The 900-nt window shown below is 32.0% G+C and carries 2 protein-coding genes; both read left to right on the top strand.

What is annotated here, in order from left to right; genetic code table 11:
• Window positions 1-343 (top strand): hypothetical protein (locus AC2A1G_RS20055; RefSeq protein WP_484048652.1); only part of this gene is annotated, 343 nt, incomplete at its 5' end.
• Window positions 344-348: 5 nt separating this feature from the next.
• On the top strand, window positions 349-900 hold a 552-nt coding region (locus AC2A1G_RS20050), incomplete at its 3' end, for a hypothetical protein (protein ID WP_484048651.1).

Genomic DNA, 900 nt, shown 5'->3' with positions numbered 1-900 from the left:
TATCAGCATTGTTCCTGATGAAGCGGCTATTGCTACTTCTAAAATCCCGGCATTAAACGGCTACATAAAAATTAATGGGCAACTCATTCACCAAAGTATTACCAAAAAAGAATTGATAGAAAAACTAAAACCAATGCCGGAAGGTGGCAAAATTGTGGGCATGCTTGGAGATCCCGTCTTGATTTATGATTTGGGAGATAAAGCAAAAGATTTTGATCCGAATATGGATCCCGATGATCCCAGAGTTTTTATAGACATTGTTTTCAAAATAGATCCTAAAACCAAAGAAGAAAAGGGGATTTATTATATTAATTATTATTACAGTTTGAAAGATAAAGATTAATGATGATGAAATTCCTTTTTTATCTACTTTTATTTACCCTAAACTATTCTTGTAATGGTCAGGACAAATCTGAACCAAAAAAACATGAGTCATCAGAGATGTCCTCATCACAGGAATATCAACAACAAAAGTATCAGATAGAATTTGATAATTATTCAATGTATGTTAATGGAAAACGTGTCAAGTTAGGATCTGTTTCGGAATTTGGAAAAGTTTATGGTAAACCTGATTATATCAATTTTGGTGATTTGATTTATTATAAAACCCCCATTAATCCTAAAGCAAATCTGGAAAATAAATTAGATAAATATGGAAATTATTTAGTAGTTGTTGAAAATACTGAATTACCAATAAATGATAAAGATGGTAATCGTATTGAAAATAATTATAGAAGGGTTATAGAAAATAATGGTACCGATGCGTATAAGGTTGACGAAAAAAAAATTCCCATTGGCTTAATCCACACTTATCGCATCTGGATGTCTCCCTACGAAACAATGAGTATTGTTCCTAATAAGGAAGATAGCGCCAAATCCAAAATCCCGGCATTAAACGGT

The organism is Chryseobacterium sp. HNCC26DJ240 (genome assembly GCF_057180485.1).
The sequence above is the reverse complement of the archived record's forward strand: the minus strand, read 5'-3'. Positions and strand labels throughout refer to the sequence as shown.